The sequence below is a fragment of the Streptomyces sp. NPDC051582 genome, from assembly GCF_040681715.1.
In the GTDB taxonomy this organism is placed as follows: Bacteria; Actinomycetota; Actinomycetes; order Streptomycetales; family Streptomycetaceae; genus Streptomyces.
In genome coordinates this window covers 1-21,194 of the sequence record NZ_JBFAZJ010000060.1, presented here as the reverse complement: position 1 = coordinate 21,194, position 21,194 = coordinate 1, and the positions used below count along the sequence as shown (strand labels likewise).

At 76.3% G+C, this 21,194-nt stretch carries 10 protein-coding genes; 2 read left to right on the top strand and 8 right to left on the bottom strand.

Annotated elements, in window-relative coordinates; all coding sequences use genetic code 11:
• The 8 genes from AB0M92_RS38010 to AB0M92_RS37975 all read right to left on the bottom strand — a co-directional run.
• On the bottom strand, positions 1-957 hold a 957-nt coding region (locus AB0M92_RS38010), incomplete at its 3' end, for an alkaline phosphatase family protein (protein WP_366106953.1).
• Positions 958-1,024: 67 nt separating this feature from the next.
• Positions 1,025-1,912 (bottom strand): galactokinase, encoded by an 888-nt coding sequence (locus AB0M92_RS38005; RefSeq protein WP_366106952.1) that lies wholly within the window; start codon positions 1,910-1,912, stop codon positions 1,025-1,027.
• 56 nt (positions 1,913-1,968) lie between these two features.
• A complete protein-coding gene (locus tag AB0M92_RS38000; RefSeq protein WP_366106951.1) occupies positions 1,969-3,894 on the bottom strand; it encodes a class I SAM-dependent methyltransferase in 1,926 nt (641 codons plus the stop codon).
• Entirely contained in the window at positions 3,891-5,054 is a 1,164-nt protein-coding gene (locus AB0M92_RS37995; protein WP_366106950.1) for a glycosyltransferase, read from the bottom strand. The genes AB0M92_RS38000 and AB0M92_RS37995 overlap by 4 nt, the downstream gene beginning before the upstream one ends.
• Positions 5,051-5,893 (bottom strand): alpha/beta hydrolase, encoded by an 843-nt coding sequence (locus AB0M92_RS37990; RefSeq protein WP_366106949.1) that lies wholly within the window; start codon positions 5,891-5,893, stop codon positions 5,051-5,053. The genes AB0M92_RS37995 and AB0M92_RS37990 overlap by 4 nt, the downstream gene beginning before the upstream one ends.
• A 7-nt stretch (positions 5,894-5,900) precedes the next feature.
• Positions 5,901-6,257 carry an acyl carrier protein gene (locus AB0M92_RS37985; protein ID WP_366106948.1) on the bottom strand — a complete coding sequence of 119 codons (357 nt, stop codon included), beginning with the start codon at positions 6,255-6,257 and terminating at the stop codon, positions 5,901-5,903.
• Positions 6,241-10,767, bottom strand: a complete 4,527-nt coding sequence (locus tag AB0M92_RS37980; protein WP_366106947.1) for a beta-ketoacyl synthase N-terminal-like domain-containing protein — start codon at positions 10,765-10,767, stop codon at positions 6,241-6,243. The genes AB0M92_RS37985 and AB0M92_RS37980 overlap by 17 nt, the downstream gene beginning before the upstream one ends.
• Positions 10,760-18,544, bottom strand: coding sequence for an SDR family NAD(P)-dependent oxidoreductase (locus AB0M92_RS37975; RefSeq protein WP_366106946.1), 7,785 nt, complete (start codon positions 18,542-18,544; stop codon positions 10,760-10,762). The genes AB0M92_RS37980 and AB0M92_RS37975 overlap by 8 nt, the downstream gene beginning before the upstream one ends.
• A gap of 639 nt (positions 18,545-19,183) precedes the next feature.
• On the opposite strand from AB0M92_RS37975, the gene AB0M92_RS37970 reads away from it, so the two are divergent.
• Together AB0M92_RS37970 and AB0M92_RS37965 are read left to right on the top strand one after the other, a co-directional pair.
• A complete protein-coding gene (locus AB0M92_RS37970; RefSeq protein ID WP_366106945.1) occupies positions 19,184-20,077 on the top strand; it encodes a LysR family transcriptional regulator in 894 nt (297 codons plus the stop codon).
• 142 nt (positions 20,078-20,219) lie between these two features.
• Positions 20,220-21,194, top strand: a 975-nt coding sequence (locus tag AB0M92_RS37965; RefSeq protein ID WP_366106944.1) for a hypothetical protein, incomplete at its 3' end; no start/stop codon positions are given.

Here is a 21,194-nt window from a genome sequence, read left to right as displayed (position 1 = left end):
AGTCGGGGTCGGGGTGGGCGTGGGGGTCGGGGTCGGGGAGCCGTCGAAGACCTCGGTGATCGGCTGGACGTTCGCCGCGTTGCCCGCGTGCGTCGCCGTGCCGAACAGGTCCTCGAAGGTGCGCAGCAGGTGGTGGTGGTTGAAGGCGGTGGCGTACTTGCCGGTCTTCACCTTCGCCCCGTGGAACACCGTGGCGATCTGGTTGGAACCGAGGTAGTTGTCCTCGTCCCACGTGAGCACCAGCAGGCTGTTGTTGGCCTTCGCCCACTGCGCGTAGGCGTCCAGGTTGTTCTTCGTCCACGTGTCACCGGTGTTCACGGAGCACGAGTGCATGTCGTTGCACTGGTTCGGTACGACGAAGGACAGGTTCGGCAGCGCCGCGAAATCGTTCTGGGGGAACTGGGCCCAGGTCTTCCCGGTGGTCAGCGGCACGTTCTTGAAGGCGAACCAGGGGTTGTGCTTCTGCGCGTACTGCCCGTTGGTGCAGGCCGTGGACCCCTCGGCCGGCAGGTCCTCGTTGTACGTGGCGAAGGTCTTCCCGGCCGCGATCAGCTCCTGGCCGAGGTTGGCCGCGCTCATCGACTGCGGGGTGTAGCAGCCGTCCCCGGTGATGCCCTGGGTGGCGCCGGAGAACAGGTTGAAGTAGTTCGGCTGACTGGGGTGGGTCAGCGCCTTCATGCCGGTCAGGCTCGCGCCGCCGTTCGCGAGCTGGTTGACGTACGGGGCGTTCGCGCTGCCGATGATCTCGCCGTACTGCTTGTTCTCGTAGACGACGACCACCACGTGGTCGTACGCCGGCAACGCGGCGGCCGCGGGTGTCCGCGAGCTCGCCGGATCCGTCTCGGCCGCCTGCGAATTGGCCACGGTGAACGCGCCCAGCAGGCAGAGCGTGCCGAGCGCGGCCACCAGCGCGGACCGGCGGGCCCTGCGTCTCGTGGCGGCCATGGGTGAGGGCATGAGCGGTTCCTCCTGGGTGTGGGTGTGGGTGTCGTCGCGGATGCGGGAGCTCGTTCCTCGCGGGGGGTCATTCCTCCCGCCGGGCCGCACCGGCCACGGCGATGTTCAGGAAGCGGGGCACCGGCCGGCCCCGGCCGCGGAAGTCCTCCGCCACCGCCGCCCGTACCGCCGCCTGCCGCGACGCGGGCAGCAGCACCAGCACGCTCCGCCCCGGCAGCCGCCCGGGCGGCCAGGCGCTCAGCGCACCCGCCCGGCGGGCCCGGGCCACCGCCCGGGAGAGCTCGGCCGACCGCTCCGCGGGATCGCCGCGGACCGCGAGCAGCACCAGCCGCGTCCCCGAGGCGAGCGGGTCGAAGTCGACGAGGCGCGGCTGCTCCCCGGTGTCCGGCAGCAGGGCCTTGCCGGGCCGGGCGAACAGCACCGCCCTGCGCAGCGCGTCGTCGCCCTCCGGCAGCGCCCGCGCCAGCAGCCGGGCCAGCCCCTCCCGGTCCGGCTCCGCGTCCGCCGGGGTGTGTACGTCGGCCACCGCGAGCGCCATCGCGCACTCGGCGGGCTCCGCCGTGGCCAGCCCGGCGGCCTCCGTGAGCGAGCCCTGGAGGTGCAGGTCGGTCCCGCCGCGCCCGTACCCGGCGCGGGCGAGCGCCCGCAGCAGGGCGTACGGGCGCACGGCCCAGGCGGGGGCTGCGGGCGGCGGCCCCTCCGGGGTCAGCGGCAGATCGCAGCTGTCGGCCGGATGCCCCAGGGAGCTCAGCCGCACCAGCCCGTCCGTACGCGGCGCGGCGGCGGCCGCCACCGGCCATCCGGCCGCCGCGACCAGTCCGGGCGAGTCGAGGTGGAAGGCGTACGGGGCGCTCCAGACGGCGGCCGGCGGCCGCCCGTGCGCGGCCTCCAGCGCGTAGGCGACGAGACGGAACAGCGGATCGGCGGTGGCCCGCCGGGCGAGGTCCGGCGGCACGGGACCGACGGGCGATGCGGACGGTGCCGGTGTGGCGCCGGTCCGGGCCGCCGCCGTCACCGGTCCTCCCCGAGCGTCGCGCGCCGCCGGTCGTCCAGGCGGGCCAGCAACCGGTAGGCGTTCCCGCCGTCCGTGCGCCGGGCCACGGCCGTCCGCACCGCGTCGAGCGCCGCCGCGGCGGCGAAGCAGGGCAGCGCCGCCGCCCGTACGGCATGAGCCAGCGCCCTCCCGCGGCGCGTGGCCGGAGGGGCCCAGGGGCGGTCGGGATCCGGTGCGAGCCGGGTGGTGGTCAGGGCCACCGCGCCGAAGAAGTCGTTGCCCTGGTGGGCGGGGCCGTGCTCCTCGGCCAGGACGGTGAACCCGCGTTCCTCCAGCGCCTCGCGCAGGTTCGACGCCGGCATCAGGTGCTGGTGCTGGGGCTGGAACCACGGCAGCCACGCCGAACCCAGCAGCCGGGCCATCCGCGATTCGGGGTCGGGCAGTTCGATCGCCAGGAACCCGCCGGGGGCGAGGACGGCTGCCGCGGCGTCCAGCTCCGTGAGCGGATCCCGGGTGTGCTCCAGGTAGTGGTACATGCTGACCACCTCGTACCGGCCCGCCAGCTTCTCCGCGAACTCGGGGAACTGGCCCTGGAACCCGGTCTCCACCCAGCCGCGCCGCTCGGCCCCGCCCACCCCGTCACCCATGTCCAGGCCGTCGAATCGGGTGTCCGGCCAGACGGCCCGCGCCGCGTTGCAGAAGTGGCCGTGCCCGGTGCCGACGTCGAGCCACGAGGCCGGGGCGTCCACCGTGTGCGGGCGGAGCATCTCGGCGCGGCCGCGGTACGAGGCGCCGAGCCGGCCGAACACCGTCCCGGCGCCCTCTCCGCCGCGCCCGTCGTAGAAGTCCCGGTAGTAGAAATCCAGTCCGTCCAGGGTCAGCCGGGGGTTCTGGAAGACGTGGCGGCAGTCCGCGCACTGCTCCAGGGCGAACCGCCCCGGCTTGCCCTGGAGGAGATCGGGCACCCGGACGCGCACGAACAGCCGCCGGGACCCGCACCACGGGCAGTCGGTCCGCCGCGGCTCCAGGAACCGGTCGGTGCCGAAAACCAGTTCGGCCCCGTACGCGGCCGCGCGCGCGGCGTCGGTGTCGGCGTTCGCCTCCGCGTCGGCGGGCTCGCGCAGCACCGCGGCGGCCGTGCGCACGGCGGCGCCGAGGGAGCGGGCCGGCCGGGCGGCGGTGGCCCCGGCGAGGTCGGCGGGGCGCAGCGGGGCGCCCGACCCGCCGAGCACCAGGTACGGCTGCAGCCAGTACAGCCCGGCCGCGGCGGCGCCCCACCGGCCCTGGCGCCCGGCGAGCCCGGCCAGCAGCGCCAGCCCGGCGAGTTGTGCGCCGGCCAGCACCCCCGGCGGCAGCCCCTGGGCCCGCAATTCGGCCGCCCGCACCGGCCCCGCCGGGTCCCCGGCCCGCCCGACGGACAGCGCGGGGGCGATGGCCAGGCCGGTGGAGTCGGCGGCGTACTCCTTCAACCGGCGGATCAGTGCCAGCAGATCCGCCGGCTCGCGGCCACCGGCGCCCTCCAGACCCGTCCCGGCCAGGTCCGTCCCGGCCCTCGCCAGCACCTCCTCGGCGACGAGCACCGCGTACCCGGCCCCGCGCCCCTCGGCGAGCCGGTCGTCCATGTACGCGGCCGGATCGAGCAGCCGCAGCAGTCCCAGCGCCCGCTCGGCGCCGAGGTCGGCGGGCAGCAGGTCCAGCACCCGCAGGCCCTCCCGGTCGGCGTGCGCACAGGCCGCCAGGAAGGTGGCCGGGTTCACCTCGACCCCGCGCGCGGTCAGCAGCCGCCACCCCGCGGCGCGCGGCAGCCCGTCCGCGGCGGTCGGCGGCGCGGGCAGTACGGGGATCGTCCGCAGCCGGCGCCGGGCGCGCACCGTACCCGCGCCGAGCGCGGCCAGCGTCAGCGCGGAGGTCCACCGGACCCGGGGGAAGGGGGGAGGTGTCATGACAGCTTCTCCAACCGGTCGGCCGCGGCGGCGGCCCCGCCGGCCGCGGCGAAAGAGGCCTGGATCCGCCGGGCGGCCCGGCGATGGCCGGGTTCGTCCAGCACGGCCGTGAGCGCATCACACAGTTCCTCGGCCCGGGTCCGGCCGAACCGCACCCGCACCCCGGCCCCCGCCTCGACGACCTGACGGGCCACGATCGGCTGGTCGTCCCGGATGGGCGCGACCACCAGCGGCAGCCCGTACGCGAGCGCCTCGCAGACGGTGTTGTGCCCGGCGTGGCTGACCACGGCGTCCAGGTGCGGCAGCAGCTCCAGCTGCGGGACCCGCTCCTGGAGCAGTACGTTCCCCGGCACCGGCCCGACCAGCGAGGCGGGCGCGACGACCACCAGCTGCACCTCGTCGGCCAGCCGTTCGGCCGCCTTCAGGACGGTGGTGTAGAACCGGCCGCCGGCCTCCTGGTTGAGGGTGCCCAGCGAGACCAGCACCCGCCGCCGCTCCGGATCCAGCCGCTGCCACGGGAAGTGGGCGGCGGCCGGGCGGGCCCCGAAGGCGGGTCCGACGAAGGCGTGATGGGCCGGGAACCCCTCGCCGACGCCGACGAGTTCGGGCGTGGAGAAGACGATCACCAGCCGCTGGGAGAACCGCGGATCCCAGTCCGCGTCGGGCATCCCGCACGCGGCCAGGAATCCGGAGACCTGCCCCGAGACCCACTCCCCGACCTTCGGGAAATCGGCGAAGGGCCGGGTCAGCTCGGCCGACGTACTGGCCGAGGTGACCCAGGGGATCCCCAGCCGCCGGGCGACCACCGGACCGGCGAGCGCCTGCTGGTCGGCGACCAGCAGATCCGGCTCGAAGGCCCGCGCCGCCTCCGTCACCCCGGCCACCATCGCCAGGCCCAGCGGGACCAGGGCCTCCTCCCACAGGAAGCGCAGCGCACCGACCCCGCGCAGATCGCGCCAGCGGTCGTGCAGGGCCGCGTAGTCGCCGCCCGCCTCGTCCCCGGCGGGCAGGACGCGGGCGTGGGCGGGAAGCAGCCGGGCCAGTGCCCCGGCCGGGCCCGTCCAGGCCACCTCGTGCCCCCGCGCGGCCAGTTCGGCGCCCACGGCCACCGTCGGGTTGACGTGCCCCGCCAGCGGCGGGACGGTGAACAGCACCCTCATCGGACCAGAGCTCCCGTTCGCGGCGCGCGCGCCGACCGGGCCGCGTCCGCCGCCGTCGCTTCGAGATGGGCGAGCACGGTCTCCCGCAGGACCCCGCTGCTCTCCTTGAGCACGTCGTGGCCCAGACCCGGCAGGATCCGGATCGTCGCGCGGGGTGCGTGACGGACCAACTCCTCTGCGCCCGCTACCAGTTCGGAGTGCTCGCCGCAGATGATCCGGGTGGGGGGAGCCAGCCGTGCGAAGTCGGCGGCCGTGAAGGTGCGGCTCGCCGCGATGTCGTCGATCAGGCTGGTCCGGTTGAGCAGTTCGTCGGCGATCCGGGTCAGGTTGGCCGCCTTGCGCAGGCGCAGGGTGAGCAGCTCGGCGGGGACCGGACTGTCCTCCAGACTGAGCGCGGCCGCCGACAGGGTGTCCACCATGTTCTCCACCCAGGCCCCGCTCAGCGGTGGTTCGAGCAGGGTCAGCCCGGCGACGAGGTCCGGGCGGGCCAGGGCGGCGTGCAGGGCAAGGGTGCCGCCGTAGCTGTTGCCGACCAGGTGCACCGGGCGGTGTCCCAGGTCCAGCGCGCCGAGCAGGGACACGAGGTCCCGTACGGCGGTCCGGCTGTCGTAGCCGGTGGCGGGGCGCTCGGTCCGGCCGTGGCCGCGGAGGTCGTAGAGGACGGCCTCGTGGCCCGCCCGCGCCACCGGGACGGCCAGGGGGCAGTAGAAGGAGGACAGGTTGTCCACGACCAGCCCGTGCAGGAACACGACGACGGGACGGCCGAGGCCGGCGGCCCCGGCGGCGGCCGGCAGCCGTTGCACGTGGAAGCGGAGCGAGTTCGCGGTGACGAGGGCCATGGCGGGCTCAGCCGGCGGTACGCGTCGCGGAGGCCGTCGCCGCTGCCGGGGCCCCGGCCGCCGTCGAGGACGTACGGGCCAGGGAGGCGTGGGCGACCTGACCGATGTGGGTGACGAGGTCGCCGACCGACATGGCGAGGATCGCGTCCATGTCCTTCTCCGCGAGGAAGCCCATCAGGTCCACCTCGGACCCGTAACGCTCGTACAGCAGCTCGGCGAGGGCGACGAACTCGATGCTCTCCAGGGCGAGGTCCTCGTTGAAGCTCGTACTCATGGTGACCTCCTCCGCGAGCAGGAACTCGTCGCCGAGGATCTCCACGAGCATGCCGGTGATCTCGGCGAGGACGTCAGTGGTGGTGGCCATGGCTGGTCTCCGTGAGGTGGGAGGGGACGGGGGAGGGGACCGCGGGGTGGGCGGTCCAGGCGACGAGGTACTCGCCGGAACCGGAACCGGAACCGGAACCGGAGCCGGAGCCGGTCGGGCTCCCGGTCCCGGCAGGGGGCAGTGCGGCGGTACGGACGGGATGCGGCTGCCCCTCGGGCGACAGCACCAGCAGCCCACCGGATCCGGGGTCCTCGGTGACCCGCCAGTCCCTGGGCCGGCCGCCGAGCCCGGTGCCGCGGGCCTTGGCGGCGGCCTCCTTCGCACACCACAGGGCGGTGAGGGCGGCCGGCAGCCCGGAGCCCTCGCGGGCGGCCAGTTCCTCGGCGAGGAGGAGCTCGGCCGGGGTGAGTGCGATCCGGATCAGCGCGTCGGGGTCGGCGGTCACCGCCTCCACGTCGATGCCGACGGGATGCGAGGGGTGGGCGAGGGCCACGGCCACCCGGTCCTTGTGCGCGATCGACAGCCGGAACCCGCGGGCCAGGGCGCCCCCGCTGACGGGCCGCCCGGCCGGGTCGTTGCCGACCGGGACCTCCACCGGGAACACGGGACCCGCGCCCCCGTCCCAGAGCAGCTGCCGCAGCGCGTCCTTGGCGGCGATCCGGCCCAGCAGCCACGGCGCCCGGGCGCGCGGCACCAGCCGCTCGTAGGCCGCGCGTTCGGCGGCGCCGAGGTAGCGGCGCATCACGAGCTCCTGCGAGGCGGGGTCCGTCCACCGCCGGCGGGCCAGACACCAGCCGGCGGGCTGGGGTTCGCCGATGCCGCACACCTCGGGGGTGAACTTCATCGGCCACACCCGCTCGTCCGCCCCGAAGCGACGGTACGTCCAGCCCTCGATCCGGGCCCACAGCCGGCCGGCGGCGTCGAGGAGTTCGAGATCCCCGCGGACGGTGACATCGCGGACCTCCCGGATCCGGGCGGTCGCCGTGACCAGCGCGTGCGGCGGCGGCGGGGGCCCGTAGAACCGGATCCGGTCGACGGTGGCGGGGAACACCAACCGGTCGACGGGGAGCCGCAGTTGCATCCAGTGCCCGAAGAGCTGCCCGGCGGCGTCGAGGAGCGCGCCCGGGTCGGGGAGGGCGTGCAGGACCCCGTGGATGCCGTCCGATCCGACGGTCCGGACCTCGTGGACCCCGGCGAAACGGGGCCCGTGGAACATCCACCGGTCCCGGTACAGGGCCTCGGCGCTGACGGGGGCCGGGCCCGCATCGCGCAGCGGTGTGGGGTCGGGCGCGGGCGGCTGCCCGTGGCCGGGGCCGAGCAGGACGACGACGGAGGCGTACGGGCCGATCCCGACCCGGAACCGTCCGGGACCGTCGGCGCGGACGCCGACCTCGACGTCGAGGGCGGGCGCGGCAGGGAGCCACCGCACGGCCCGTACCTCGTCGTAGCCGAGGAGGGCGGCCCCCGGCGGGGCGCAGCGACGGGCCGCGTCGGCGGCCAGCTCCAGCATGGTCGTCATGGGCACGACGGGGAACCAGTCGGAGTCCTCCGCCCAGCCGTCGGGTTGCAGGTAGACGCAGTGGTCGCGTACGTAGGGCAGCGCGTCGAGAGAAACCCGCAGCCGCAGCCGGGCCGCCTGCGGCGTGGGTGTGGGCGTGGGCGCCGGCCGGCCGGGCCGTGTCGGCTCCGGCGTGGGCGGCGGTACGGGCTGCCCGGGCCGCGGTGCCTCGCCGGGGCCGGCCGACAGGCCGCCCAGGCGTGCCCGGGCCGACGCACCCAGGCGGACCAGCGGAGAGCCGAGGTCCAGGGGGACGGGTTGGCCCCGTACGGCCTTGCGGGCGCGGGCGGGGGCGGCGGAGGCGGTGGCAGAGGTGGTGGCAGAGGTGGAAGCGGCGGCGGTGGGGGCCGGGTCCGGGTCGCCGAGGAGGTCCCAGCGCGGGGAGTGCCCCTCGGCCCACAGCGCGGCGCAGGTGCGCCGCAGGGCGGCCGGTCCCGACAGGCGTGGGGAGGACGTGGCCACCGACAGGTGCGGGCGGTCCCGCAGGGTGTCCTCCACGAACCCCGGCAGACTGCCCGGCCCCAACGTCACGAACGTCCGGACCCCCGCCCCCTCGTACAGGCGAAGCGTCAACTCCCGGAAGCGAACCGGCTCCAGCAGGTGCCGCACCACCAGCTCCCGTACTTCCGACGCCCCGTCCGGGAACGGCGCACAGGTCGTCGCCGACCACACCGGCAGGTCACCCCGCCGCAGCGGCAGCCGCGCGAACGCCGCCCGGACCTGCCCCAGGTAGGGCTCCCACATCGGTGTGTGGAACCCCGAACGGAACGGCAGTTCCTGGCCCAGGACCCCTTCCCGGCGCAGGCGCTCCAGGACCTGCTCGACCCCCGGTGGGTCACCGCACACCACCGACTGGTGCGGGCAGTTGTCGTGGCTGACCACCACCCCCTCCAGACCGTGCAGCGCGGCCTCCGCCCGGTGCGCCCCGCAGCCCAGCGCCGCGTACACGAGGTCCGGGACCTTCAGGGCCCCCGGCCGCAGCGAGTCCAGGAAGGAATCGGCCGCGTCCTGCGGGTACATCCCGCCGGCCACCATCGCCGCCCACTCGCCGAGGCTGTGCCCGGCCAGCACGTCGGCCTTCACGCCGAGTTCCGGCAGGACCCGCGCGAAGAACCGGCCCGTCGCCAGGGCGTCCAGCGCCCGTTCCACCAGCTCGGCGCCCCGGCCGAGCCGCGGCCGCTCCAGCCCCATCCGGTCCGCGACATCGTCGAGCACCGGCGCGAACTCCGGCTCCAGCCCGGGGAACAGGAACGCCGTGGCCCCGCCCATCGGTTCCGGGGTGAACCAGACGTCCCCCCGCCCCCGCCAGGCCCGGCCGCGCGCCACCGCCTTCGCGGCGAGCGCGAGGCGCTGCGGGGTCGGCCCCAGCACGGCCAGCCGGCACGGCCCGTCGCCCGCCGACGCCGATCCGGCGGCCAGCAACTGCGCCAGCTCCGCCGGGCCGTCCGCGCCGAGCAGCAGTACGTCCTCCCGCGCACCGGCCCCCACCACCGGCCCGCCCGCGCGGCCCAGGGGCAGGAAGCGGCGCACGGGCGGCGCGGACGCGGTGGAGCCCGGGGCCTCCTCCAGCACCGCGTGCGCGTTGATCCCGCCGAAGCCGAACGCGTTGACCCCCGCCCGGCGCGGCTGCGGCCCCCGCTCCCACGGCTCCGCCGCCGTGACGGGGCGCATCCGGGTCCGCGCCAGGTCCGGGTGCGGCTCCTCCAGGTGCAGGGTCGGCGGCAGCACCCCCTCGTACACGGCGAGCGCCGCCTTGATCAGCCCCGCCATGCCGGAGGCCTGCATGGTGTGCCCCACCATGGACTTCACCGAGCCGAAGCCGATCCCGGGATCCCCGATGGACCCGGGCGTGCCGAACACCTGCGACAGCGTGTCCAGTTCGGCCACGTCACCCACCGGAGTACCGGTGCCGTGCGCCTCCAGCAGCCCCAGCGCGCCCGGGGCCCGCGGGTCCAGGCCGGCCTCGCGCCACGCCCGCTCCAGCGCCCGTACCTGACCGGCGACCAGCGGACTCATCAGGCTGGCCGCCCGGCCGTCCCCGGCGACACCGGTACCGCGGATCACCGCGTAGATCCGGTCGCCGTCGCGTTCCGCGTCGGACAGCCGCTTCAGCAGGACCACGCCCGTGCCCTCGGACAGCAGGGTCCCGTCGGCCCGCCGGTCGAAGGGCCGGATCAGTTCGCTCGGGCTCAGCGCCCGCAGCTGCGTGAACACGCTCCACAGCGTCGCGATGTGGCAGTGGTGGACCGCTCCCGCGACCACCGCGTCGCACCGGCCGCCGGCCAGCAGCCCCACCGCCTGGTCCACGGCCAGGAGGGAGGAGGCGCAGGCCGCGTCGAGGGTGTAGGCGGGGCCGCGGAAGTCCAGCCGGTTGGCCGTCCGGGCGGCGGTGAAACTCGGCACCAGTCCGATCGAGGCGTCCGGCCGCTCCGGCCCGAGCGCCTCCTGGAAGGCGGCCCGCACCTCGGCGATCCGCCGCTCGCCCAGCTCCGGAGCCAGCTCGCGCAGGGTCTGGGCCAACTGGTGTGAGGTGCGCACCCGTTGGTCGAGCCGTGCCGTCGCCACCCCCATGAAACCGCCCCGCCCCAGCACCACCCCGATCCGGGAGCGGTCGGCCGGCAGCCGCTCCTCGCCGCCCGCGTCGGCGATCGCCTCGGCCGTCGCGTGCAGGGCCAGCAGCTGGTCCGGCTCGGCCCCCTCCACCGCGGTCGGCATGATCCCGAACCGGGTCGGATCGAAGGCCGCGAGCCCGTCGACGAAGCCGCCGCGCCGGCAGTAGAACCTGTCCCCGCGGACCGGCCCGGCGGCGCCCGCCGGGTCGTAGTACACCTCCGGGTCCCAACGCCCGGGCGGCACCTCGGATATGGAGTCCGTACCGGCGAGCAGATTGCTCCGGTAGGCCGCGAGGTCGGCGGCGCCGGGGAAGACGGCGCCCATCCCGACGATGGCGGCGTCGACCGGCCGGGGCCCGCGCCGCTGTCGTTCACTCATGGTCCGCGCCCTCCTCCGCCATGAGGACCACCTGTACGTCGCTGCCGCCGTACGCGAGCTCCGCGAGAAACGCGGAGGTTCCGGCCTCGGGGGAGATGAGCTGAACACCGCGGCGGGCGTAGGCGCGCTCCAGCTCGGGCGTGACCATCCCGCCCGCCTCGGCCGCCCAGGGGCCCCAGTCGACGGACAGGACCCGGCCCGGCAAGGAGTCGGCCCAGGTGAGCGCGAGCCCGTCGAGGGCGTCGTTCGCGGCGGCGTAGTCGGTCTGGCCCCGGTTTCCGTACACCCCGGCGACGCTGCCGAACAGGGCCAGGAACGCCGGGGCGGGGGTGGAGCCGTGCTCGGCGGCCGCGGCCGCCAGGTTCCGGGCACCGGCCACCTTGGTGGTGAACACCTCGGTGAAGACGGCCGGTTCCTTGTCGCAGAGCAACCCGTCGCGCAGGGTTCCGGCGCCGTGCACGATGCCGTCGAGCCGGCCGTGCCGGGCCCGTACGTCGGCCACGACGGCTCGTACGGCCTCGGCGTCGGTGACGTCGGCGCAGTGGTACCGGACGGATGCGGCGGCCCCGGCGAGGGCGGCCAGGGTGTCGCGCACCTCCCGCTCGGCCAGGATCCGCGAGGCGGCGGCCTCGATCTCGGCGGGCGTGCGCAGACCGCTCCCGATCAGGGCCGCGCGCAGCGCCACCCGGTCCCCGGCGTGGACGAACTCGTCATCCCGGCCGACGGGTTCGGGCGTCCGGCCCACCAACTCGACGTGGCACCCGGTGGTCCGGGCCAGGGCGACCGCGGTCCGGGCCGTGATCCCCCGGGCCCCACCGGTCAGCAGTACGACGGATCCGGGCGCGAGAGCACCCCTGCCGAGCGTGACGCCCGGCGTTTCGCCGGGGGAACGCAGGGGCGCCGGGACCGGGCGGCGGGTGATCCGGAGGCCCTGCGCGGTGTAACCGACCGAGGCGGGCCCTTCGCCCCGGTCGCACAGCTCGGCGAGCAACTGGGCGGCCATCCGTGCCGGGTCCTCCTTGGGGTGGAGGTCGACGGCCCGGACGAGGGCGCCGGGGAACTCCAGGGCGGCGCTGCGGGCGAAGCCGGGCAGTCCGCTGCCGGGGGTGGAGCCGAGGAGCAGCCGGCGGACACCGCCCGTGAGGGCGCGCTTGTACCCCGGGAAGGCCGTCGGGAGCACGGGCTCCTGACCGGCCCGGAGCGCGGACAGGTCGACGATGCCGTCGAAACCGGCGTCGGCCTCGGCCACCACTTCCGCGCGGACCCCGTGCGCCTCCAACGCCCCGCAGAGGGCGGGCGCCACCCCTTGCCCGTCGTCGACGACCCCGATCCGCAGGCCCCGCAGCACACCGGGATCCCTGTCGGCCGCCCGGACGGGCACCTCGTCCACCCGCATCCGCCGCATCGCCGCTGTCACTCCGGGCGCGGCTGCCGGGGCCGGGGCCGGCGCCGGGGCCGACCCGCTCGGGAGCGTTTCCGACCCGGCCGGCGCCGCCACGGCCGCCGCCTCGCCCGCTCCCGGCGCCGGGACCGGTCCGTCCGCGGGGGCCGCCCGAGCGGCCGCGTGGGTGGTGACCCAGTCGACGATGCCGCGCAGGGTCTTGATCCGGGAAAGCTCCTCGACGGCCGACTCGGCGGAACCGCCGGGCTCGGTGGGAAGCCCGATCCGGTCGGCGAGGGCGCCGATGATCTCGACCCGCTTGATGGAGTCGACGGAGAGGTCGGCCTCCAGGTCCAGCTCGGGGTCGAGCATGTCCCGCGGGTATCCGGTCCGGGTGTGCACGATCTCCAGAACGGCGTCCATCACCTCCTCGGCAGACCCCGCCCCGACCTGCCCCGCAGAACCGGGGTCCTCGACGGCGGCCGGACCGGCGGGGTGCCGCGCCCGATCCCCTCCACCGATTCCCTCGGTGCCCGCCGCGCCGGCCGGCCCGTGACCGTTCACGCCGACTTCGCCGGCCCCGGCCCAGTCTCCGGCGCCGGCCCCGGCCCAGTCCCCGGTGCCCGCCGGCCCGACCGAGCCCGTGGACCCGTGTCCGTTCGCACCCGCCGGGCCGGTCCGTCCGTATCCGCTCGCGGGCTCCCAGGCGTCGGGTCCGGCCGACGCGGGCCGCTCCGACGAGCCTTCGGGCCCGAACGCGCCCGCCTGCGCGTGCCCGTTCGTGCCGAATCCGCCCACGCCGGGCCAAGCCTGCCCACCCGCCGCATCCGCCGCATCCGCCGCATCCGCCGTGCCGCCGGTGCGGGCCGGCAGTGCGGCCGGAGCCGGCGGGGTCCCCAGATAGCCGAGCAGGACGGCCCGTTGTGCATCGATGAGTTCGCGGGAGCCGCGCAGGTACTCCAGAACCGCCTCCTGGCGAGCGTCAGGTACCGCGTACACGGTGGGAGCAGGCGTCGGCCCGGGCATTGCGGGACCTGGAGCGCCCGGCACCCATGACGCGGCCGGCCCCCCGGATGCCGAGGCCCACGCGGGTCCAGGCACGCTTGCCGCGGTCCAGGCGGCGCCGTGCGCGGGCGCCGGTGCGAGCCCGGGCGCAGGAGGGGCGGGGTGCCACGCGGCGCCGGGCGCGAGGCCGGCGGCGGGCGGTGGCGCCGGCGCAGGACCGTAGGCGGCGGGCCACTCGGGTGGGGTGGGCGACGCCGCCGGCGCCGCCGGGTACGGCGCGGAGCCGGCCACAGGTCCCGGTACGGGAGCGGAGTCGGCGGGAGGCGCGGGCTGCCATGCCGGCCCGGAAGGGACCGCGGGCGCCGTCTGCCAGGTGAAGCCGCCCGCGGCCGCCGGTGCGGCCGCGGCCACCACGGCAGGATCCCCGTGCCACACGGGTGCGGGCGCCGGCGCCGCGCCGGGGGGTGCCTGCCGCGTGTACCCGGCCGCTGCTGCCGCCGCCGGAGGCACCGGCGCCGCCGCCGGGGCGTACACGCGGCGTGGGGGCTGGAGGCCGCCCGGGACCGGGGTTCCCGCGGACGTACGGGTCAGGTGGCCGTCCACCAGCCAGCCCGGGCGACGCGGGGCGCGGTCCGGGAGGGGGGCGGTGCGGCCGCGGAACAGCGGCTCCGGGGTGATCGGGACGCCGGCCGCGGCCAGTTCGGCCAGGGCCGTGACCAGCCGGGCGAGTCCGTGCTCGCCCGGTACGTCCAGCGGGACCACCGCATGGGGGCGGTCGGCGAGGATCCGGCCCACCAGGCCCGACAGGACCCGGCCCGGCCCCGCCTCGACGAACGTGCGGACTCCGGCCGCGTACATGGCCTCCACCTGGTCCACGAACCGGACCGGCTCCGCGAGCTGCCGCGCGAGGAGGTCCCGTACGTCATCCGCGTCGGCCGGGTAGGGCGACGCGGTCGTGTTCGACCAGACCGGGACGGCAGCGTCGGCAACCACCGTCCCGGCCAGCTCGGCCGACAGCCCGGTCGCCGCCTCCGCGACCACCGGGCTGTGGAACGCGCAGGCCACCGGCAGGGGCTGCGCAGAGATGCCCGCCGCGCGCAGCGATTCCACCGCCGCGGCGACCGCCTCCGCCGGGCCCGAGATCGCGCACTGCCGCGGCGCGTTGTGGTTCGCCACCACGCACCCGGCGCGCTCGGCGATCTCCCGTACCTCCTCCGGTGCGGCGGACACCGCCGCCATCGACCCCGGGTCCTCCCCGGCGGCCGCCAGGATCGCCTCGGCCCGGCGCGCGCTCAGCCGCAGCAGGCTCTCCGTGTCGTACGCCCCGGCCGCCCAGAGCGCGGTGAGCTCCCCGTACGAGTGGCCGGCCACGCAGTCCGGCCGTACGCCCAGCCTCCCCAGCAGCAGGTGCGCCGCGGCCCCCGCCAGTCCGAGGGCCGGCTGGGCGACGCGGGTGTCCGTGACCGCCGCCCGCTGCGCGGTCCGCTCCTCCGCGGTGAACACCGCCGGCGGGAACACGGCCGAGACGACCGTCCCCGGAGCGGAGTCCAGCAGCCCGCGCAGGTCCGGGAACGCCATGTACAGATCGCCCAGCATGCCCACCCGTTGACTGCCCTGCCCCGGGAACAGGAACGCCACCTGCCCCGGATCCGCCGACTCCTCCCGTACGTGGACCCCTTCGCCCGCGGTGAATCCCCGGGCCCGCTCCAGCCGGGCCGCCAGCTCGTCCAGGCCCGCGGCCACCACCGCCACCCGCACCGGTCCCGAGCCCCCGGCGCACGCCTCCGCGGCCAGGTCCCGCAGCGCCCACGGCCGCCCGGCCGCGTCGTTCTCCTCCAGCCGCGCCGCGAGCCGGGCCATCGCCCGCCCCGCCGCCCGCCGGTCCTCGCCGCGGAAGCAGAACAGCTCCGCCGGCCAGTCCTCCCGACCCTGCTCCGGCTCCTGTGCGCCCGCGTAACCGGCCAGCACGGCGTGGTAGTTGGTGCCGCCGAAACCGAACGCGCTCACGCCCGCGATCCGCCGCTCCACCGGCACCGCCCACGGCCGGGCCTCGGTGTCGAAGACGAAGGGGCTGCTCTCGGCCCGCCAGGCCGGATTCGGCCGGTCGACGTGCAGGGTCGGCGGCCGGACCCCCGCGTGCACCGCCCGGGCCGCCTTGATCAGCCCTGCCAGACCGGCCGCGCACTTGGTGTGCCCGATCTGCGATTTCACCGAGCCCAGCGCGCACGAGCCCACCCCGGCTCCCGCCTCGGTGAACACCGCGCTCAGCACGCCCAGTTCGGTGCTGTCGCCGACCACCGTTCCGGTACCGTGCGCCTCGACCAAGCCCACCTCGCTCGGCGAGACGCCCGCCCGTGCGTAGGCCCGCTCCAGCGCCCGCCGCTGCCCTTCCGGCCGCGGTGCGGTCAGTCCGAGGGAGCGGCCGTCGCTCGACGCCCCGACCGCCTTGATCACCGCGTAGACCCGGTCGCCGTCCCGTTCCGCGTCGGCGAGCCGTTTCAGTACCAGCGCGCCCACGCCCTCGCCGAGCGCGATCCCGTCGGCCGCGGAGTCGAAGGGCCGGCAGCGCCCGCCCGGCGAGAGTGCGCGCACCGAGGCGAACAGCAGGTAGTCGTTGATCCCGTTGTGCACGTCGGCGCCCCCGCACAGCACCATGTCACTGTCGCCGTCCCGCAGTTGGCGACAGGCCAGGTCGAGCGCGGCCAGCGAGGAGGCGCACGCGGCGTCGACCGTGCAGTTCGCGCCGCCGAGGTCGAGCCGGTTGGCCACCCGGCCCGCGATCACGTTGGCGAGGATCCCGGGGAAGGAGTCCTCGGTCAGCCGGGGGAGCTGCTCGTCCAGGGCGGGCGGGAGCTCGCCGAGGTAGGCGGGGTGCAGCGCCCGCAGCCCGTACGCGCCCGCCAGCTCGGTCCCGGCTTCCGCGCCGAAGACCACCGAGGTCCGCGAGCGGTCGAACTCCCGGTCCTTGCCGTAGCCGGCGTCCCGCAGGGCCCGCCCCGAGATCTCCAGGGCCAGCAGCTGCACCGGCTCGATCCCGGCCAGCGAGGACGGGGGGATCCCGTGCGCCAGGGCGTCGAAGGGCACCGGGTCCAGGAACCCGCCCCAGCGCGAGGGGGTGCGCTCTCCGGCCCGCGCCGGGTCGGTGTCGTAGTAGAGCGCGGGATCCCAGCGTTCGGCCGGAACCTCGGTCACCGCGTCCCGGCCTGCCAGCACCTGCGCCCAGTACGCGGCGAGATCGGGGGCGCCCGGATAGGTGCAGGCCATCCCGACGATGGCGACGTCGAGCGGGTCGGCGGCTCCGCCGGAGGTCCGTTCCCCGGCGCCCGCGGCGGCCAGTTCCGCGGCCCGCTGCTCCAGCAGCCGCGTCGCGCCCTCGGTCACCTGGGCGTGCAGGGCGGCGACCGTCGTGGTCCCGCCGCGCAGCGTGGCCGCCTGACCGAGCATGAACAGCCCGTCCGCGTACTGCCGTTCCTCGTCCACGGCCTCCAACTCGGCGCCCTCACCCCGGCGCAGCCCCTTGCTGGCGATCCGCAGCCGCCCCAGGTTCAGCCGTTCCAGCTCCTCCCACATCTCGCGCGGTTCGGTCCCGCCCTGCGCGAGCCGCTGCCGGGTCTCCTCGAAGGTGTGGGCGTACGGCGTGTCCGCGCAGCGCGTGGCATGACCGGGCGCGGTGTGCAGCAGCACGGTGTCGGCGCACTCCAGCGCCGCACGCTGGAACCGGGGCGTGACCGCGCCCGCCGCCACGGCCTCCTCGGTGAACAGGTAGGCCGTGCCCATGAGTACGCCGATCCGGGCACCCCGCTCGGCCAGCGGGGCCGCGGCCGCGACCGCCATCGCCGCGGAGCGCTCGTCGTGGATCCCGCCCGCGAACAGCACGTCCAGGGCCGCGGGTTCGGGACAGGCGAGCAACCGCTCGATCTGCTCCTCCCACAGCGGGAACGAGGCGCGCGGCCCCACGTGGCCACCGCACTCCAGCCCCTCGAACACGAACCGCCGCGCCCCCTCGGCGAGGTACCGCTCCAGGAGGCCCGGCGACGGCACGTGCAGATGGGTCAGGGTTCCGGCGGCCTCCAGCGGGGCCGCCTGAGCCGGGGTGCCGCCGGCGATGACCGCGTACGGGGGCTTGGTCTCGGCCACGGCCGCCAGCTGCTCCCGCCGCAGCTCGGCCGGGGCGAAGCCGAGCAGTCCCACGCCCCAGGGCAGGTCCCCCAGCCGCTCCGAGGTCTCGGCCAGCAGGCGCCGTACGTCCGGCCCCTCCATCACCGCCAGCGCCAGGTACGGGACCCCGCCCGCGGCGGCCACCGCCTCCGCGAAGGCCGCCTGGTCGCTGACCCGGGTCATCGGCCCCTGGGCGACGGGCCGGGCCGCCATGAGCGGCCGGGACCGCGTCACGGCCGCGAGGTGCCCGGTGAGGGCCGCCCGGACGGCCTGGAGCACACCGCCGGTGGTGCGGTGGCGGGCGGCCAGCCGGGCCGCGGCCGCCCCGTCCTGCCCGACGGGCAGCAGCTGCGTCCGCAGGTCCCGGGCGCCCAGCAGTGCGGCGACGGGCCCGTGCGGCGAGGGCAGGTCGGGCCGCGCGTACACCCGGTGCCCGTCCACCAGCCGGGTCTCGGAGCCGTCCATCGCCCGCAGGGCCGCCGCCACTTCGGCGGGCAACCCGGACTCTCCCTCGGGGGTCAGGGCCAGTTGTACGTCGACCAGCACGCCCGAGGCTCCGCCCGCGACGGCCGCGGCGGCCGTATGCGGGCCGATCCCGCCGCAGGCGATGACGGGGACGCCGATGCCGGGGCCGGCGAGCAGTTGCTGGAGCAGGACGAAGGTGGTGGCCCCGCCCACCCGGCCGCCGCCCTCGTGCCCCTTGGCGACGACGGCCCGGACGCCGGCGGCCACCGCGGCCCGAGCCTGCGCCGGGCCGGTGGCCTCTGCCCAGACCCGCGGCCGCCCGGGCGCCGAAGCCCAGGCGGCCACCCGCTCCGGTGTGAGCTCGGAGGGGTCGGCCAGCAGTACCGTGTCCACCTCGGCGGGCAGCTCCTGCGGCCCGAGGGGGCAGCCTGCGGGCACCCGTACCCCGTGGCGCCGTCCGGGGCCGAGCCGCCGGGCCAGCTCCGCGAAGGCGGCCCGGGCGGCATCGGGGTCCCGGCCGAGGTCGAGCAGCCCGAGGCTGCCCGCCCGTTCGGCGGCGATCACGATCCGGGGCCGCGGCTCCTCGAAGGGGCTGAGCGCGACCACGGTGTCGCGCGGGTCGGGGGACTGGGGGCGGGAGTGCTGCGGTTCGGCGGGCCGGGCGTCGGCGACGGGTGTGTCGACGACGGAGGCGTCGGCGGTACGGGCGTCGGCGGACCGCGGGGACGGCTCGCCGGACCGGGGGGACGGCATGGGCTGGGGGGTCACGGGCGCTCCTCATCGAGTGCTGTGTCACATGTCGCCGGTTGCACAAGCGCTGGGCAGGGCGTGGCGGTGCATCCCCCGGCAGGCCGGGGCGCAGGGGTGAGCGGGGTGCCGGGGGGTGCAGGGGCTGCGGGGCACAGGGGCGAGCGGGGGACGGACGGGGAGGGACAGCGGGCAGGGGTGAGCGGGGCGAACGGGGGCGCAGGGGCGAGCGGGCCGTGCGGGGGCGGCGGAGAGCGCGCGCAGGCGGCTCCCGCCGGTACAGGTGGCCGGGCGACCCGTCTGGGTGGGACGGGCTTGAACGTTGGTCAATTCCCCTGACGCCGGGATGCATCGTGCGGTGGCCGTCGTGCAGTGTCAACGGGCATGCGGGGTAAGGTCCTTCACGTACCGGAGCGTTTCCGGACGGTCTGGTGCCGCCCTCGCGGCAGCACCCGGGGGGCCTCGTCGGGCGGCCGACCTGCGGCGTTTCCCGGCCGGTGGGGCGCCGCCGGAGCGCGGGCCGGCGCACGTCGGGAGCGGGGGCTCATGCCGGGCCGGTATGCCTCGGCACCCCGTGAGCATGCGCACCCGGCCGAATTCGGGCACTTGTTCACCACGATGCCTCTTACGGGGTCAACCTCGCGCGGTTACCGTCCGGTCATGACCCCCACACTCGCGCAGCTTCGTTACCTCGTCGCCGTCGCGGACTGCGGTTCCATCACCGGCGCGGCAGCCTCGGTCTTCGTTGCCCAGTCCGCCCTGTCGCGGGCCGTCCAGGCCATGGAGCGCGACCTCGGCATCGAACTCCTCGCCCGCCGGGGCAGAGGGGTGGACCTCACCCCCGAGGGCACCCGGGTGGTCCGGCTGGCCCGTACCGTGCTCGACGCGGTGGACGCCATCGACGACATCGGGACCCCCAACGGCAAGGGCGGGCGGGTCACCCTCACCCTGGTCACCACCCCCACCCTGGCCCTCGACCTGGCCTCCGAGCTGGTCCCGGCGTACACCGCGCGCCATCCCGGCGTGCACGTACGGCTCAACCAGCACGACGGCCGGGAGTCGCTGGTGCAGGAACTCCTCGACGGGACGTCCGAGTTGGCCCTGGTCGACCTGCCCGTCGACAAAGAGCTGTCCACGCACCACATCCAGGAGCGCGAGGTGGTGCTGGTCTCCCCCGCGGGCTCCCGGCTGCCCGACCCGGTGCCGTTCCGGCTGCTCGACGGCCTGCCGATGGTGCTGCCGACCCCGGGCACCGGGCGGCGTACCGAGATGGAGGCCATGTTCAGCTGCCTCGGGGTCCGGCCCGTGCCGGCGTTCGAGGTGGACGAGCGGCTGGCCTGGGTGACCGGGGTGACCGACGGCCGCGGCTCCCTCATCTGGTACCGGGACGTGGTGCTGAGGGCCTTCGGCAGCCGCGCCGAGATCCGTTCCTTCACCCCGCCCCTGCTGCGCCCCGTGGGCATCGCCCACGCCCGTCGGCCGCTGACCCGCGCCGCCCGGGCGTTCATCGCGCACGCCCGGCACAACGCCCCCGTCCGGGAGCCGGCGCGCTGACCGGAAGGAGCCGGAGGTCGCCGGAATCCCACCGGAACCCGCCTTGTTTCGGCCAGGCATGCCGCCCCGGCATTGAACGATGCTCAAACGGGGGGCCGCCGGGTCTGGCGATCACCATCTGACGTGCCATCACATGGTGCGCATGTCTCGACTCCTCACACCCCCCAGGGCCGCCGCCCTCGCGACCGCGGTCCTCGCCACCGCACTGCCGGCCGCCGCATGGCTGGCGGCCGGGCCCGCCGGCGCCGCCACCGGCCAGGCCGCCGTTCCCGGAGCCGCGGCCGCAGCCGTTGCGCCCGCCCCGGAACGCAAGTGCACGCTGCCCGGCGGCCTGGCCGAACTCAGCGGGCTCGCCATGAGCCGCAAGCACCCCGGCATCTTCTACGCCGTCAACGACAGCGGCAACACCAACCAGGTCTTCGCCGTCGACTGCACGGGCGCGACCGGCCGGCTCAAGGCCACCTACACCCTGTCGGGCGTCGGCAACACCGACTGGGAGGGGCTCTCGACCGGCAAGGACGCGGCAGGCCGCCCGGTGATCCTGGTCGGCGACATCGGGGACAACTTCAGCGGCCGCGCCCAGATCCTCGTGCACTCCTTCGCCGAGCCCGACCAGCTCGCCGACGCCACCGTGACCGCGGTGACCTACGAGTTCGCCTACGCGGACGGCCGGCACGACGCCGAATCCCTGCTCGCCGACCCCGGCACCGGCCGGATGTACATCGCGAGCAAACTGATCGGATCGGCAGGTCAGTTGTACGAGGCCCCGCTGCCCCCGCGGACGGGGCAGGTCAACACCCTCACCGCCGTCCGGCCCGGGCCGGTCTTCGCCACCGACGGGGCGTTCTCGCCGTCGGGCGCCTCGTACGCCCTGCGCAGCGGCGGGCCGCTGGGGGCGAACACGGCCTCCGTGTACGACACCGCGGGGACCAAGCTCGCGGACGTCGCCCTGCCGGCCCAGTCGCAGGGCGAGACGGTGACCTACTTCGACTGCACGAGCCTGCTCGTCGGCTCGGAGAACGACACCCAGATCTGGCGCGTCCCGCTGCCGCCGGAAGCCACTCCCGGCTGTGGAGGAACCCCCACCCCGACCCCCACGCCCACCCCGACCCCGACC

What these genes read in the sequence shown, in the direction of transcription:
- AB0M92_RS38000 (WP_366106951.1), bottom strand. Translation starts at nt 3,894, where the DNA reads ATGACACCTCCCCCCTTCCCCCGGGTCCGGTGGACCTCCGCGCTGACG.
- AB0M92_RS37995 (WP_366106950.1), bottom strand. Translation starts at nt 5,054, where the DNA reads ATGAGGGTGCTGTTCACCGTCCCGCCGCTGGCGGGGCACGTCAACCCG.
- AB0M92_RS37990 (WP_366106949.1), bottom strand. Translation starts at nt 5,893, where the DNA reads ATGGCCCTCGTCACCGCGAACTCGCTCCGCTTCCACGTGCAACGGCTG.
- AB0M92_RS37985 (WP_366106948.1), bottom strand. Translation starts at nt 6,257, where the DNA reads ATGGCCACCACCACTGACGTCCTCGCCGAGATCACCGGCATGCTCGTG.
- AB0M92_RS37980 (WP_366106947.1), bottom strand. Translation starts at nt 10,767, where the DNA reads ATGAGTGAACGACAGCGGCGCGGGCCCCGGCCGGTCGACGCCGCCATC.
- AB0M92_RS37970 (WP_366106945.1), top strand. Translation starts at nt 19,184, where the DNA reads ATGACCCCCACACTCGCGCAGCTTCGTTACCTCGTCGCCGTCGCGGAC.